The organism is Sodalis sp. RH24 (genome assembly GCF_047324145.1).
Classification (GTDB): Bacteria; Pseudomonadota; Gammaproteobacteria; order Enterobacterales; family Enterobacteriaceae; genus Acerihabitans.
In genome coordinates, this window is the sequence record NZ_CP178729.1 from 926,301 (window position 1) to 940,773 (window position 14,473).

Here is a 14,473-nt window from a genome sequence, read left to right on the forward strand (position 1 = left end):
CTTCATCGCACAAAAGCAAAAATCCCCTAGGGTTGCTACTGATATACTGGCGCCCATAAGGGGTAACCCAATGATTTATGGGTTATCAACCGTGAACAGAAAAGGTACAGCATGATCACCACAGACGGGAATAACGCAGTCGCTTCGGTGGCCTATCGCATTAATGAAGTTATCGCCATTTATCCGATTACGCCCAGTTCCACCATGGCGGAGCAGGCCGACGCCTGGTCCGAGGCGGGCACCGCCAATATCTGGGGCGATGTTCCCCGCGTCGTGGAGATGCAGTCCGAAGGTGGCGCCATCGCCACGGTGCACGGCGCGCTGCAGACCGGCGCATTATCCACGTCCTTTACCTCGTCGCAGGGTTTGCTGCTGATGATCCCGACGCTGTATAAACTGGCGGGGCAGCTGACGCCGTTTGTCCTGCATGTGGCGGCCCGTACCGTGGCCACCCACGCGCTGTCGATTTTCGGCGACCATTCGGACGTGATGGCGGTACGCCAGACCGGCTGCGCGATGCTGTGCGCCGCCAGCGTACAGGAAGCGCAGGATTTCGCCCTGATATCACAGATCGCCAGTCTCAATAGCCGGCTGCCGTTTATCCATTTCTTCGACGGTTTCCGCACCTCGCATGAAATCAATAAAATCGCGCCGCTGGCGGACGCCACGCTGAAAAGCCTGCTGCCGCAGGAGGCCATCGACGCCCATCGCGCCCGCGCGCTGACGCCGGATCGCCCGGTGATTCGCGGTACTTCGGCCAATCCGGATACCTATTTCCAGTCGCGCGAAGCCACCAACCCCTGGTACCACCAGGCTTACGACCATGTGCGCCAGGCCATGGACGCCTTCGCCGGCGCCACCGGCCGCCAGTATCGTCCTTTTGAATATTACGGCCATCCCGAGGCCGAGCGCGTGATTATCCTGATGGGGTCGGCCATCGGCACCTGTGAAGAAGTTATTGATACCCTGCTCGCCCGGGGTGAAAAGGTCGGCATCGTCAAGGTGCGGCTCTATCGCCCGTTTCGCGCCGATGCGTTGCTGGCCGAGATCCCGCCAGGCGTCAAGGCCGTCGCGGTACTCGACCGCACCAAGGAACCGGGGGCGCTGGCCGAACCGCTTTACCTGGACGTGATGACCGCGCTGGCGGAAGCCTACAGCCAGGGACAGCGGGATAGCCTGCCGCGTACCATAGGCGGTCGCTACGGCCTGTCGTCGAAAGAGTTCGATCCGGCCTGCGTGCTGGCGATTTTCAACGAGCTGTCCCTGCCGCGGCCCAAGCCGCGCTTTACCGTGGGCATCTATGACGACGTCACCAACCTGTCCCTCCCCCTGCCGCAAGCGGATTTGCCGCGCCTGGCAAAGCTGGAAGCGCTGTTCTACGGACTCGGCAGCGACGGCACGGTGTCCGCCACCAAAAATAATATTAAAATTATCGGCAACAGCACCCCGCTGTTCGCCCAGGGCTATTTTGTGTATGACTCGAAAAAAGCGGGCGGCCTGACGGTTTCCCACCTGCGGGTCAGCGAAAAACCGATTAACTCCGCCTACCTTATCAGCCACGCCGACTTTATCGGCTGCCACCAGTCGCAGTTTATCGATAAATACCAGATGGTGGAGCGGCTGCGCCCCGGCGGTATCTTCCTGCTGAATACCCCCTATGGCGCCGATGAGATCTGGGCGCGCCTGCCGCAAGAAGTGCAGGCGCTGCTGAAGGCGCGCCAGGCGCGGTTTTATATCATCAACGCGGCGCAGATTGCCCGCGAATGCCAACTGGGCGCGCGCATCAATACCGTAATGCAAATGGCGTTCTTCCAGCTGGCCGCGATTCTACCTGCGGACAGCGCGCTGGCGGAGCTGCAGTCGGCCATTGCCCGCAGCTACCGCAGCAAAGGCCAGGAACTGGTGGAGCGTAACTGGCAGGCGCTGGCCGCCACGCGCGAAGCCCTGTTCGCCGTGCCGCTGGAAGACGTTAACGATCGCAGCCCCATGCGTCCGCCGGTGGTCTCCGACGCCGCGCCGGACTTTGTCAAAACCGTGACCGCCGCCATGCTGGCGGGCCTGGGGGACGCCTTGCCGGTCTCCGCGCTGCCGCCCGACGGCACCTGGCCGGTCGGCACCACCCGCTGGGAGAAACGCAATATCGCCGAACAAATCCCGCTCTGGAAGCCGGATTTGTGTACCCAGTGCAACCATTGCGTCGCCGCCTGTCCCCATGCCGCCATCCGCGCCAAGGTCGTGGCGCCGCAGGCCATGGCCGCCGCCCCCGCCGGCCTGGCTTCGCTGGACGTGAAATCCCGTGATATGCGCGGCCAGAAATATGTGCTGCAGGTGGCGCCCGAGGACTGTACCGGCTGTAACCTGTGCGTCGAGGTGTGCCCGGCCAAGGATCGGCAGGATCCCGCCATCAAGGCCATTAACATGGCCTCGCGGCTGGAGCATGTGGAGGAGGAAAAAATCCATTATGACTTTTTCCTGGATCTGCCCGAGATGGCCGTGTCCCAGCTGGAACGCATCGATATCCGCACCTCGCAGCTGATTACACCGCTGTTCGAATACTCCGGCGCCTGTTCCGGATGCGGCGAAACCCCCTATATCAAGCTGCTGACCCAACTGTACGGCGACCGGCTGTTAATCGCCAACGCCACCGGCTGTTCCTCCATTTACGGCGGCAACCTGCCGTCCACCCCCTACACCACCAATGCGGAAGGCCGCGGTCCGGCGTGGGCCAATTCGTTATTCGAGGATAACGCCGAGTTCGGCCTGGGCTTTCGCCTGACGGTGGATCACCATCGCCGGCGCGTGCTGCGTTTGCTTGAAGAGCACGCGTCGCTGTTGCCGGCGGATCTGGTCGGCGAACTGCGGGCGGACGGCGTGGCGGTGGAAACGCGGCGCGGGCAGATAACGCGGCTTCGCGCCGAACTGCGCCCGCTGCTGCAAACGCAGAGCGTCGACGCCGGCTTGCTCCAGCTGGCGCAAGACGCCGATTACCTGGTGGATAAATCCATCTGGCTTATCGGCGGCGACGGCTGGGCCTATGATATTGGTTTTGGCGGGCTGGATCACGTTATGAGCCTGACGGAAAACGTCAATATACTGGTGCTGGATACCCAATGTTATTCCAATACCGGCGGCCAGCAGTCGAAGGCCACGCCGCTGGGCGCGGTGACCAAATTCGGTGAACAGGGCAAACGCAAAACCCGCAAGGATCTGGGCGTCAGCATGATGATGTACGGCCATGTCTACGTGGCGCAGATTTCACTCGGCGCCCAGCTTAACCAGACGGTGAAAGCCATCCAGGAAGCGGAAGCCTATCCGGGCCCGTCGCTGATCATCGCCTATAGCCCGTGCGAGGAGCATGGGTATGATCTGGCGCTAAGCCACGATCAGATGCGCCAGCTCACCGCCACGGGCTTTTGGCCGCTGTACCGGTTCGACCCCCGCCGCGGCGACGAAGGCAAATTGCCGCTGGCGCTGGACTCGCGCCCGCCCAGCAGCGATTTGAGCACCACACTGCTTAACGAGCAGCGCTTCCGGCGGCTGAATACCCAGCAGCCGGAGGTGGCCGCGGCCCTATACCAGGCGGCGGAAAAAGACCTGAAGGCGAAATATGACTTCCTGGCCCGCATGGCGGGTAAAACCGACGCGGCGGAATAGCCGACCGCCGGCGTTACGTTATCAACGCTGCGGGCCGGCAGGCGGCGAATATCGACGCCATGAGCGGCATGGACTTTCCAGTCGCCGCCACAGGGGTTATTATTAAGCATAATTTAGCGATTATTCAGGTACGCAATGGATCAGGGCGACGTGACCTTCGCGGTGCAGCAGCCGGCGCAGGACGTTTTTTATCTCTCATGGGTGGCCTATATTCGCCCCGTGGTGCTGTTTCTGGTAATGGGCGCCATCGGCCTTATCGTGTCGCAGTCTGCGCGCGACGCCAATTACATCCTGGTGGGCTACGGCATCCTGTTTGTGGCTATTATCAAGGTAATCTACGATTTTGCCTGGCGCAGGCGTTTCGTATTTTATTATGATGATGACGGCGTCTGGGTGTTCCGCGGCCTATTGCCGTGGAAAAAAGGCGTCGGCGGCGTCAAATGGCGCGATATTGACGAGGCCACGTTTGACACCGGGTTTTTCAGCTGGCTGACCAAGTCGTACCGGGTCCGCGTCGGCCACCGCTTTACCCAATCGAACGAAATCCTGGTAACCCACATCAAGCGCGGCAACCAGGCGGCGGCGGTCATCAACCAAAAGCTGATGCAGGATTTCCCCAACTGAAAGTGTTCAACGTCGCCGCCATAATCGCGTACAATCCCCGACAAGAGTCCTAACATCGCGGCGCCGCGGGCTTGGCGGCGCGCCGGTAACAGTCAAAGGCATAACCACCGTGGTCGACCAAAAAGAGCAGTACAACCTGAACAAGTTACAAAAACGCCTGCGCCGCAACGTCGGGCAGGCCATTGCCGATTTTAATATGATCGAAGACGGCGATCGCATCATGGTATGCCTCTCCGGCGGCAAGGACAGCTACACCATGCTGGAAATCCTGCGCAATCTACAGCAAAGCGCGCCGATCAGCTTCTCGCTGGTGGCGGTCAACCTGGATCAAAAGCAGCCGGGCTTTCCCGCCGATATCCTGCCCGCCTATCTCGATGCCTTGGGCGCCGAGTATAAAATCGTCGAGGAAAATACCTACGGTATCGTCAAAGATAAGATCCCCGAGGGTAAAACCACCTGCTCCCTGTGCTCGCGCCTGCGGCGCGGCATTTTATACCGTACCGCCACCGAGCTTGGCGCCAATAAAATTGCCCTGGGGCATCATCGCGACGATATCCTGCAGACACTCTTCCTGAATATGTTCTACGGCGGCAAGTTAAAAGGCATGCCGCCGAAATTGATGAGCGACGACGGTAAACATATCGTCATCCGCCCGCTGGCCTATTGCCGCGAAAAGGATATCGAGCGCTTTGCCGAGGCGCGCGCCTTTCCTATTATCCCCTGCAACCTGTGCGGTTCGCAGCCCAACCTGCAGCGGCAGGTGATAGGCAATATGCTCAGGGACTGGGATAAACACTACCCGGGGCGCCTGGAGACCATGTTCCGCGCGATGCAAAACGTGGTGCCGTCCCATCTCGCCGACGGCAGGTTGTTTGATTTCAGGCAATTGCATGCCGGCGGCGACATCATCGACGGCGGCGATATGGCGTTTGACCCGCTGGAACTGCCGGCGCAGCCCGCGGGCTGGCTGGCGGATGATGACGTTGATGCCCTGCCGCCTGTCGGCGCGCGCCTCGACGTCGTGGAAATAAAATAGCGCGGCTACCACATATGCGGCGGCGGGTCCTGTATCGGCTTGGGGTCGGGATTATAGGGCGGCTCCAGGGGCGGATCCGGCAGTGGGTTCGGGATCGGCGGCGGATCGGTCGGGATGGGTTCTTCCGGTATCGGATCGCCTGGAATGCTCATTCGATACGGAACCGGTGCCTGGCGCACCCGGGGTGTCATAGTCATAGGCATACTGTCCACCTCTTTAAAGGGTCTTATCAAAGCAGCGCGTTTGCTGCCGACTCACTTTAAGGATAGTGGGCAATTGGGGTAAGGACAAATCCCCGCCCTGCCGCCCGGTTAATATGCCCGCCGGGGAAAAACCAAAAAAAATGCCAGGTTAATAAACCCGGCATCGTATGAATTAAATATGCTATGCAATAATTCAAAAAAGGAAGTAAGACAATATGGAGCGCAACGCCCATCGCTTGACGTTGCATTCACCTGCGGGATCGATAGTGCCCCATCCCGCGCCCCTGCTTTTTGATATTGCTCAATATTAGCCGGCTTTTTTGCGTTTTTTGCGTAAATTTTGCCGCGCATCGCCGCCACGCTATGCATATGGCTATAACCATTTACGCCGTTTTAACCATAGCGCCACACAGAGCACCAAGATAATTAACGCCAGGCAGAAGATACTGAAACCATAACGCATATTGCCGCCGGGGATGCCGCCCAGGTTGACGCCAAACAAACCGGTAAGAAAGGTGGTCGGCAGGAAAACCATGGCCATCAGCGACATGGTATAACCGCGGCGGTTTATCGACTCGGCGGTAATCCAGTTAATTTCATCGGCAATCACCGCCGTGCGGGCAATGCCGCCGTCGATATCGTCGATGCCGCGCCCCAGGCGATCGGCGATATCCTGCATGCGCCTGCGGTCGTCATCCCCCATCCAGGGCAAATGCTCGCTGGCCAGGCGGGCGAAGACATCGCGCTGCGGCGCCATATAGCGCCGCAGGACAATCAGCTGCTTGCGCAGTTTCGACAGCTGGCCGCGCGGCGGGATCTGCTGGTCCAGCAGATCGTTTTCCAATACGATGATGCGGTCATGCATATCTTCAATAAACTCGCTGGTGTGATCGGTCAGGGTATCGCACATATCCACCAGCCAGTTGCCGCTGTCCACCGGCCCCTGTTTTTTCTGCAATTCGTCAAGCATCTCCTCCACCGCCTGGATCGGCTGGTTACGGGTGGTGACGATCAGTTTTTCCGTGATATAGATACGCAGGACAATCAGCTCTTCCGGGTATTCCTCGGTATTGAAGTTAATGCTGCGCAAAATTATCAGCGCGCCTTCGGGTATGCGGTTAACCCGCGGCCGCGTGCTGTTGCCGGCCAGCGATTCGCGCACCGGATCGGGTATCAGCGGCGACGTGGCCAGCCATTCCATGCTGGCCTGGTGTTCCGTATCCAGGTGCAGCCAGCAGGGATGGAGGCAATGCGCAATGTCCGAGGCCTCGATAGGCGTAATGCCGCCCTGGCCGTCTAATTGTCCGGCGTAGACTACGCCGTTGATATGCAAGGCTTCACGATCGAGTACTTCCAACTTTTTTTCCTTATTCGGCACGATTCGGCACGGCTTGATGTCAAGTCTAGCGCCAAACGAGAAGATATAAAGAATTATAAAACATCGAGGTTACGGCACGTGATGCCGGCACACCCGCTATGCGCGCGGATTGACGTCGCAAACGCGGTTTTTGCCCCGGCTTTTGGCCGCGTACAGCGCGGCATCGGCGCTGCGGATAAATGCGGCGGGCGTATCTTCCGGTCTCACCGGCATGGCGGCGTGGGCGCCGGCGCTGATTGTCACCACGCCAAAGGGGCTGGCGTCATGGGGGATTTGCAATTCATGCACCGCCCTGACCACCGTCTCGGCAAACGTACGCGCGCCGGCGAGATCCGTGCCGGGCAGAATAACGGCGAACTCTTCCCCGCCGTAACGCGCCACCAGATCGTTCACCCGGCGCGGCAGCGCCAGCAGCGTTTGTCCTACCCGCTGCAAACATTCATCCCCCGAGACATGGCCGTAGATATCGTTATATTTTTTAAATAAGTCGATATCGAGCAGGATCAGCCCCAACGGCGTCAGGTCGCGACAGGCGCGCTGCATCTCATTTTGCAGCACGATATCAAACTGGCGCCTATTGGCGAGGCCGGTAAGACCGTCATGCAGGGCCTGAACAGCCAGCTTTTGATTTAATTCCGTCAATAAGTCCCGGGCGATAAGCAGGTCTTTTTCCGAGCGCAGGCTGAAGTTAATTTGCCGCAGCAGCGCCCATGCCAGCAGGGTTAAAATGATCAGGATCCCCGCCCCGCCCGCCGCAAAAATAATACTGTCGGTACGCCAGCCGCGCAAAACTTCATTTTTAGACAAACCCGCCGCGATGACCAGCGGATACTGATCCAGCTTGGAATAGCCGAAGATGCGTTCCACCTTATCGTAATAAGAAATAAGCGTCGCATTGCCGGATTTGGCCCGCGGCAGCACATCGGTAAACAACGGGCTTTTGGCCATGCTCCGGCCGATGGCGCTTTCCTCATAGGGCCGGCGATATAAAATGGTGCCATCGGCCAGCATTAATACCAGGGCGGTGTCATTGTCGATGGCGAAATGATTGTAATACTCTTGGAAATAGCTGACATAGACCGTCGCCAGCGCCACGCCGCCGAAGCTGCCATCCTGGTTATTTATCCGGTGCGACACCGGAATGACCAGATCCCCGGTGGACCGGCTGCGGATCACCTTGCCTATATATAAGCTATTGTCATTATGAGCTTGGTGATATTTGAAATATTCGCGATCCGCATTATTGGCATGAGGCGGAATAATACCCGAAGCCGTCACCAGCCAGTGCCCCTGGGCGTCATAAATAAACCCGCCGTGCAGCTGCGGCAGGAGTTTAAGCTGCTCACTCATGACTTTTTGCAGGCGCGGCAGCCGCGCCTGCGACAGGCCGTCCGTGTCCAGGCGTTCCATCAAATCCTGCAGCGTAATATCCACCTGCAAAAAGGTGTCTTCCGCATGCTGGGAAAGGGCGCGCGACAGATTGGCGGAATCTTGTTCGGCATTCACCAGATCGCGCCCATGCGCATTCCAGATTTGCCAGGTATCAAGGAAAATAATGGCGCAGGCCACCACCACAATAAAAATAGCGGCATGGATCAGCAGCGAAGCATGATTGACGACCTTATGCAGCAAGCGTAAGGCACCATTCGGCGAATAATCCATCTATTCCTTGATTTTACAGGTTTTACATCAGCTGCGACGGCGTACTGTTATGCGCAGGAGGCAGGGAATTTCAGTTAAGTATTAAACTAATTAATGTAATTTGCAATTAATAACCCCACCCGGACAAGCCGGAGGAATAGACCGCGGAATTTCCAGGCCATGCGCGACAAGCGGAGTCCGCAAAATCCGTCAGAAATACCATCCGCGTCTTTGCCCCAAAAAGGCGTTGACGGCGACGGCAGATGCCGTCCAGCAAAATAATATAGCGCGACGAAGAGCAATAACCCGCAGAACTTCAGCGGGTTAACAGGGCTATGCGCCAAGCGGCGGACAGTGATAAAGCAACGGCGCGGACTTAGTGCTTGAGGATATACATCGTCTGGCTATAAGCCACATCTTCCGGATTGGTTATCGGATATCCCTGCACCCAGGGTTTGATCAAACGGCCGTTGGTATATTGGTAAATAGGCGCAATCGGCGCTTGCTCGGCTATCATATCTTCCGCTTTATTGTAATCCGCGCTGAGGCGCTGCGGATTGGTTTGCCGGCTGGCCTCGGCGAGCAGGCGATCATAGGCGGGATCATTAAACTTGGCGATATTGCCGCTATGGGTGGCGGTCAATAATGACAGGAAGGTGGAAGGCTCGTTGTAATCCCCTACCCAGGAAGCGCGCACCACGTCAAAGTTACCGGTATTGCGGCTGTCGATATAGGTTTTCCATTCCTGGTTCTCCAGCTTGACGTTTACCCCCAGCTTTTTCTTCCACATCGAGGCCACGGCGATAGCGATTTTTTCGTGACTTTCCGACGTGTTATACAGCAGGCTCAGGGTCAGCGGTTTCTCCGGGCCGTAGCCCGCCGCTTTCATCAGCACTTTTGCCTCGGCGTCCAGCTCTTCCTGGGAATGCCGCTGCAGGAAATTCTGCTGCGGCGTGAAGCCCGCGGTGACATCCGGGGTAAAATGCCAGGCGGGTTTTTCGCCGGTGCCGACCACTTTTTCGGCGATAATTTTACGATCAATGGCATAGGACAGCGCCTTGCGCACCCGCACATCGTCGGTGGGCGCGCGCCGGGTGTTGAACGCGTAATAGTAGGTGCCCAACTGGTCCGGGGTATAAACCTGGCCGGGAATATCCTTTAGCAACTGCTGGTAGCGGTTTTTGGGGAAGGATTCGGTGATATCAATATCGTTGGCCAGGTAGCGATTCAGGGCGGACGATTCCTGATTGAGCGGAATAAAGGTTACCTGGGTTAATACCGTATGCTGATGATCCCAGTAATGTTCATTGGGCGTGAGGACGATTTTTTCATTTACGACCCTCTCGTGCAGGGCGAAGGCGCCGTTGCCCACCAGGTTGCCGACCTTGGTCCAGTCGTTGCCGTATTTTTCCACCGTGGCGCGATGCACCGGGAACAGGCTGAAATTGGCAGTCAGGCTGGCAAAATACGGCACCGGTTTGCTGAGTTGCACCTTCAGGGTGTAATCATCCGGCGCGCTGACCCCAAGCCGTTCTGCGGGAAGTTTCCCGGCGGTGATGTCTGCTGCGTTTTCCAGGCCGGCCAGTTCGGCGAACCAGGCGAAGGAGGACAGGTTTTTCGGGTCGGCGAGACGCCGCCAGCTGTAGACAAAATCATTTGCCGTGACAGGGTCACCGTTTGACCAGCGCGCGTCGTGGCGCAGCTGGAAAATAAAGGTGCGGTTATCGTTGGTTTGCCAGCGGGTCGCCACCCCCGGGATAAGATTGCCCTTGGCGTCCTCATTGACCAGTCCTTCAAACAGATCGCGCACCACTTGGGCTTCGGGCAGGCCGACCACTTTGATCGGATCGAGGGAAGCCGGTTCATCTTTGATATGGCGCACGATGTGCTGCTGTTCGGCCAGCTGCGTGCCTTCGGGTACCGTGGCGGCCCAGAGATTGCCGCTCAGGGCGATAATAAACGACGCACATAAGGTAGGGTTGAAACGCGGCATGGCATTATCCTTGTTATCGTAACCGGTGCAGAGCGGCCCGGCGCTTTCCCGGTGTTTTTCCTGCCAGGGATAATAACGCCGGACGTTTTGCGCTAAAGTAGATGAATCAATGTAACGTATTATTTTCGGTCAGGAAACAGTATGGAGTTATTTCAACCACGCGCGCGGCGGGGAAAGCTGCCTTCCCTGGGCGAGCCCTACGGCCGGTCGGTGCTGGGCGCGCCGTTGCTTTTTTTCCCGGCCGCCGCCCCGGCCCCGGATACCGGGTTGATTATCGCCGGTACCCATGGCGACGAAACCGCAAGCGTGGTGGCGCTGTCGTGCGCGCTGCGCACGCTTGGCCATCCTGCGCGTCATCATGTGATCCTGGCGGTAAATCCGGACGGCTGCCAATTGGGATTGCGGGCTAATGCTAACGGCGTGGACCTGAACCGCAATTTTCCCGCCGCCAACTGGCGACCGGAGGAGACGGTGTACCGTTGGACCAGCAGCGCGGCGGAGCGGGATGTCTTGCTGTCCACCGGCGCCGGACCGGGCTCGGAGCCGGAAACGGCGGCGTTATGCCGATTGGTGGCGCGACTCGCCCCCGCCTGGGTGGCGTCTTTTCATGAGCCGCTGGCCTGCGTGGAAGAGGCCGTGCCATCGCCTTTGGGCGCCTGGCTGGCGGCGCGGCTGGCGCTGCCCTTGGTGACAAGCGTGGGCTACGAGACGCCGGGTTCGTTCGGGAGTTGGTGCTCAGATCGTGGTCTGTCCTGTATTACCGCCGAGCTTCCCGCCGTGTCGGCCGACGCCGCCACCGATCGTTACCTGGCGGCGCTGGTTGAGCTGCTGATCTACGATGGGAATGCCGGGTGAGAGACGCTCATACTTTAACCAGCCGGTTTTAAGTCCGGTGGTATCGGCGGCCATACCCTGCCATGGGCGTTCGGGCGGATGGGAAAACCACGCCCGATTCGACCCCATCGGCACGGTGTCCCTTTAACACGTCTTGTGTAGGTTTGGCGATCGCCGTCCTGGTAATATTGGGCTTACATGAAGATGAATGTCGCCATGGTGATGTCGCTGCGGCGGGGGTTTCGCTTGCCGTGCGTGAGGGTGCCAGCGTTAGGGCGCGCCAGGGCATATGTCGCTTTGGCGAAGGTTTCGCTTGCCGTGCGTGAGGGTGCCAGCGTTAGGGCGCGCCAGGGCATATGTCGCTTTGGCGAAGGTTTCGCTTGCCGTGCGTGAGGGTGCCAGCGTTAGGGCGCGCCAGGGCATATGTCGCTTTGGCGAAGGTTTCGCTTGCCGTGCGTGAGGGTGCCATGCGTTAGGGCGCGCCAGGGCATATGTCGCCTTGGCGAAGGTTTCGCTTGCCGTGCGTGAGGGTGCCATGCGTTAGGGTGCGCCAGGGCATATGTCGCTTTGGCGAAGGTTTCGCTTGCCGTGCGTGAGGGTGCCAGCGTTAGGGCGCGCCAGGGCATATGTCGCCTTGGCGAAGGTTTCGCTTGCCGTGCGTGAGGGTGCCAGCGTTAGGGCGCGCCAGGGCATATGTCGCCTTGGCGAAGGTTTCGCTTGCCGTGCGTGAGGGTGCCAGCGTCAGGGTGCGCCAGGGCATATGTCGCCTTGGCGAAGGTTTCGCTTGCCGTGCGTGAGGGTGCCAGCGTCAGGGTGCGCCAGGGCATATGTCGCCTTGGCGAAAGTTTCGCTTGCCGTGCGTGAGGTGTTCATATGTAGTGCCGGGCGCCGGCAAGCGACAAAGAGGCCGTACCGCGACGGCCTCCTTGACCTCCGCGCGCCCGGCAGATCGCGCGTCGCTACGCGATGCCTTCCGCCGCCAGTTCCCCCGTTATGCACCGGCCCGGTTAGCGCTCCCGGCGCAACCGGGCCTTTCGCCGCTCCCGGCGGCTCATGCCGGGGTCACAGGCGCCGTCAGCGCGCTTTATGCCGGTCCACATGTCGCTGTTGGCCATGCGTTTTATGAAGTGACTGCGGCGCTGTTGCTTAGGATAGGGACTGGCGTCGGGATAGGATTGACCATCATGGGATGCAATTGCTGTGGAATGCAGCTGACACAACGAAATGTTGGACATGCAGTCTTGCAGTCTTGCAGTCTTGCAGTCTTGCAGTCTTGCAGTCTTGCAGTCTTGCAGTCTTGCAGTCTTGCAGTCTTGCAGTCTTGCAGTCATCATTCAACTTTAAGCTTAAGTTTTAACAGTAAGCATTACGCTTTCAACCATTAGCCATTAGCCATTAACCATCAGGCTGTACACTTTAGCGCAAAATGAATACTGAGACCTTTCCCGGTAAGCACATACCGCTAAGAACCCCAAAACGCGGTTTTACTCACAGGCGATGGTGTTGACGTGGTGCCGGCATAGAGTGCGCCGGCAGCGCGCATCACGGCTGGATGAGCCGCCGGGAGCGGCGAAAGTCCGGTTTGCGCCGGGAGCGCATACCGGGCGGTCCACAAGCCGGGATGGGTGATGCCGGGCACCGCGCAGCGGCGCACGATCTGCCGGACGCGCGGAGGTCAAGGAGGCCGTCGCGGTACGGCCTCTTTGTCGCTTGCCGGCGCCCGGCAATACATATGAACACCTCACGCACGGCAAGCGAAACCCCCACTGGTGCAACATAAGCCATTTTGCCTTCCGCAAATGAAACCCCCACCGCGGCCACATAGGCCATTTTGCCTTCCGCAAATGACCCCCCGCCGCGGCAACATAAGCCATTTTGCCATCCGCAAATGAAACCCCTGCCGCGGCCACATAAGCCGTTTTGCCATCCGCATATGAAACCCCCACCGCGGCAACATAGGCCATTTTGCCATCCGCAAATGAAACCCCCGCCGCGGCCACATAAGCCATTTTGCCATCCGCAAATGCGCCCCCGCCGCGACTAAATAAGCCTCCCCGCCAGCCGCCAGCGCCCCCGCCACGATTGGCGAGGTCACTTACAAATTTTGGCGAAAAGAGCGGCGGACGGCAGACGAAGCCATTTTAGCCCAGGGTGATGGAGCCGCAGCCGAAATTGAGGTGCGGTTCGGCATCCAGCGCCAGCCAGGTCGGACCGTCGAGATCGATAAACCGCGCCCCGGGCGTCAGCGGCAACGCGGCGGCGATAGCGCGCGAGGTGCACAGCATGCAGCCGAGCATAATGCCGAAACCCTGTTCCCGCGCCTGTTGCGCCAGCAGCAGGGCTTCGGTAAGGCCGCCGGTTTTATCCAGCTTGATATTGATCATCTCATAATTATCCCGTAATGCGGGCAACTGCTGGCGGGTGTGGCAGCTTTCGTCGGCGCAGATGGGCAGCGGATGGATAAAATGCTGCAGCGCGGCATCCTGCTCTGCGGGCAGCGGCTGTTCAAGCATGGCCACGCCCAAATCCGCCAGCAGCTGGCAGCGGGACGCCAGCCCTTCCGGTTGCCAGGCTTCGTTGGCGTCGACAATCAGCGTGGCGTCCGGCACAGCGGCGCGGATGGCCACCATGCGCTCGGTGATAAGCCGGTCATCAAGTTTGATTTTCAGCAGCCGCGCCCCCGCCTGCCAGTAACCCAGCGCCGCCTCGGCCATGCGCTCCGGATCGTTGATGCTCAGCGTTTGCGCCATGGCGATGGTTGCCGGCAGCGCCACGCCCGCCCTTTGCGCCAGGGTTTGGCCGGCCAGCTGGCGTTCCAGGTCCCAGAGCGCGCAATCGACGGCGTTGCGCGCCGCGCCGGCCGGTAACAGCTGCTGTAATACGTCGCGGGTGATATCCTGTTCCACCGGATGAACCACGGCGGCGAGCTGTTCCATGACCGACTGCTCAGTTTCGCCATAGCGGGGATAAGGCGTGCATTCGCCAATGCCCCGGACGCCGTCCTGTTCTATCTCCACCACCACTACCCGGGCTTCGGTACGGCTGCCGCGCGCAATAACAAACGGCGTATGCAGCGGCCATGCCTCCGGATAGAAACGCATTACTCTCAT

Annotated in this window: 10 protein-coding genes; 4 read left to right on the top strand and 6 right to left on the bottom strand. The window is 59.2% G+C overall.

All coding sequences use genetic code 11. From position 1 onward, the window contains the following. Positions 1 to 111: 111 nt before the first annotated feature. The 3 genes from nifJ to ttcA all read left to right on the top strand — a co-directional run bounded on the left by nifJ (position 112) and on the right by ttcA (position 5,314). On the top strand, positions 112 to 3,654 hold the full coding sequence (gene nifJ / locus ACL2XG_RS04150) for a pyruvate:ferredoxin (flavodoxin) oxidoreductase (RefSeq protein WP_413722812.1): 3,543 nt from the start codon (positions 112 to 114) through the stop codon (positions 3,652 to 3,654). A 135-nt stretch (positions 3,655 to 3,789) separates the two neighbouring features. Next, positions 3,790 to 4,278: a hypothetical protein gene (locus tag ACL2XG_RS04155; RefSeq protein WP_410015172.1), complete on the top strand. Its 489-nt coding sequence runs from the start codon at positions 3,790 to 3,792 to the stop codon at positions 4,276 to 4,278. 100 nt (positions 4,279 to 4,378) lie between these two features. After that, positions 4,379 to 5,314, top strand: coding sequence for a tRNA 2-thiocytidine(32) synthetase TtcA (gene ttcA, locus ACL2XG_RS04160; RefSeq protein ID WP_413723592.1), 936 nt, complete (start codon positions 4,379 to 4,381; stop codon positions 5,312 to 5,314). A gap of 5 nt (positions 5,315 to 5,319) precedes the next feature. On the opposite strand, the gene ACL2XG_RS04165 is transcribed toward ttcA, so the two are convergent. The 5 genes from ACL2XG_RS04165 to ACL2XG_RS04185 all read right to left on the bottom strand — a co-directional run bounded on the left by ACL2XG_RS04165 (position 5,320) and on the right by ACL2XG_RS04185 (position 10,529). Then, positions 5,320 to 5,466: a hypothetical protein gene (locus ACL2XG_RS04165; RefSeq protein WP_413722810.1), complete on the bottom strand. Its 147-nt coding sequence runs from the start codon at positions 5,464 to 5,466 to the stop codon at positions 5,320 to 5,322. 159 nt (positions 5,467 to 5,625) lie between these two features. Then, positions 5,626 to 5,886, bottom strand: coding sequence for a hypothetical protein (locus tag ACL2XG_RS04170; protein WP_413722809.1), 261 nt, complete (start codon positions 5,884 to 5,886; stop codon positions 5,626 to 5,628). Positions 5,887 to 5,890: 4 nt separating this feature from the next. Next, entirely contained in the window at positions 5,891 to 6,874 is a 984-nt protein-coding gene (gene zntB / locus ACL2XG_RS04175; RefSeq protein ID WP_410015175.1) for a zinc transporter ZntB, read from the bottom strand. A 117-nt stretch (positions 6,875 to 6,991) separates the two neighbouring features. Beyond that, a complete protein-coding gene (locus ACL2XG_RS04180) occupies positions 6,992 to 8,557 on the bottom strand; it encodes a diguanylate cyclase (protein ID WP_413722808.1) in 1,566 nt (521 codons plus the stop codon). 355 nt (positions 8,558 to 8,912) lie between these two features. Further along, complete coding sequence (locus ACL2XG_RS04185) at positions 8,913 to 10,529, bottom strand: peptide ABC transporter substrate-binding protein (protein ID WP_413722807.1); 1,617 nt, start codon at positions 10,527 to 10,529, stop codon at positions 8,913 to 8,915. Positions 10,530 to 10,670: 141 nt separating this feature from the next. On the opposite strand from ACL2XG_RS04185, the gene mpaA reads away from it, so the two are divergent. Continuing rightward, a complete protein-coding gene (mpaA, locus tag ACL2XG_RS04190; protein WP_410015178.1) occupies positions 10,671 to 11,384 on the top strand; it encodes a murein tripeptide amidase MpaA in 714 nt (237 codons plus the stop codon). Positions 11,385 to 13,504: 2,120 nt separating this feature from the next. Here mpaA and ycjG read toward each other — a convergent pair. Then, entirely contained in the window at positions 13,505 to 14,473 is a 969-nt protein-coding gene (gene ycjG, locus ACL2XG_RS04195; RefSeq protein WP_413722806.1) for an L-Ala-D/L-Glu epimerase, read from the bottom strand.

Excerpts from the sequence above, each read along its gene's own strand:
- nifJ (WP_413722812.1), top strand. The coding sequence starts at position 112 with ATGATCACCACAGACGGGAATAACGCAGTCGCTTCGGTGGCCTATCGC.
- ACL2XG_RS04155 (WP_410015172.1), top strand. The coding sequence starts at position 3,790 with ATGGATCAGGGCGACGTGACCTTCGCGGTGCAGCAGCCGGCGCAGGAC.
- ACL2XG_RS04165 (WP_413722810.1), bottom strand. The coding sequence starts at position 5,466 with ATGAGCATTCCAGGCGATCCGATACCGGAAGAACCCATCCCGACCGAT.
- ACL2XG_RS04170 (WP_413722809.1), bottom strand. The coding sequence starts at position 5,886 with ATGCATAGCGTGGCGGCGATGCGCGGCAAAATTTACGCAAAAAACGCA.
- ACL2XG_RS04180 (WP_413722808.1), bottom strand. The coding sequence starts at position 8,557 with ATGGATTATTCGCCGAATGGTGCCTTACGCTTGCTGCATAAGGTCGTC.
- ACL2XG_RS04185 (WP_413722807.1), bottom strand. The coding sequence starts at position 10,529 with ATGCCGCGTTTCAACCCTACCTTATGTGCGTCGTTTATTATCGCCCTG.
- mpaA (WP_410015178.1), top strand. The coding sequence starts at position 10,671 with ATGGAGTTATTTCAACCACGCGCGCGGCGGGGAAAGCTGCCTTCCCTG.
- ycjG (WP_413722806.1), bottom strand. The coding sequence starts at position 14,473 with ATGAGAGTAATGCGTTTCTATCCGGAGGCATGGCCGCTGCATACGCCG.